At 73.4% G+C, this 644-nt stretch carries 1 protein-coding gene; it reads right to left on the minus strand.

The window, feature by feature from the left end; all coding sequences use genetic code 11:
- Positions 1–208: 208 nt before the first annotated feature.
- The coding region (locus E1298_RS47420; RefSeq protein WP_131903924.1) for a helix-turn-helix transcriptional regulator at positions 209–644 on the minus strand (436 nt) is incomplete at its 5' end.

Here is a 644-nt window from a genome sequence, read left to right on the forward strand (position 1 = left end):
TAAGAGACAGGGACGCCGCCGACGAAACATAGGCCCCCAGAGAGCCGGGGCTTGTTCCCGGCGACCCCAACGGTCGCGCGAGTGCGGGACCTGACCGGGGATGCGAAGCCGGAGGCGAGCATCCCCGGGAAGATCGCGAAGCGATTCGCACTCGCACAAGCACGGTCAAGGCGCGAGCCGCTAGGCGAGTGCCTTGGGCCGGGATTGCTTAAGTACGGCGTTGGAACGGCAGGTAGCGGTCAGCGCGGCGGGGGCGGGCGGGGAGGCCGGTGGACTCGACCGCGAGGATGCGGTCGAAGCGGAAGGCGCGGACGCCCCGCCGCATGCGGCACCAGCCGACGAGGTACCAGTGGTCGCGGTGGACGAGGCAGGTGACGGGCTCCACCTCGCGGATCGTGACGTTGGCCCCGGCGTCGCCGTAGCAGAGCCGGACGACCCGGTGCTCGGTGATGGCCGCGGCGATCACGCGGGCGCGGTCGGCGGTGGAGGCGTCCAGGGGCGCGGTGAGCGTGGCCAGGGTGGTGGCGACCACGTCGTCGCGGGATTCGGAGTCGAGGAGGGCGCGCAGGGCCCGGCGCGCGGTCGTGGCCTGCGGGCCGGCGCCCAGGTGCGCGAGGGACAGCGCGAGGGCGGCGATCTCGGCG

Origin of the sequence: Actinomadura rubrisoli, assembly GCF_004349215.1 — a bacterium.
In the GTDB taxonomy this organism is placed as follows: domain Bacteria; phylum Actinomycetota; class Actinomycetes; order Streptosporangiales; family Streptosporangiaceae; genus Spirillospora; species Spirillospora rubrisoli.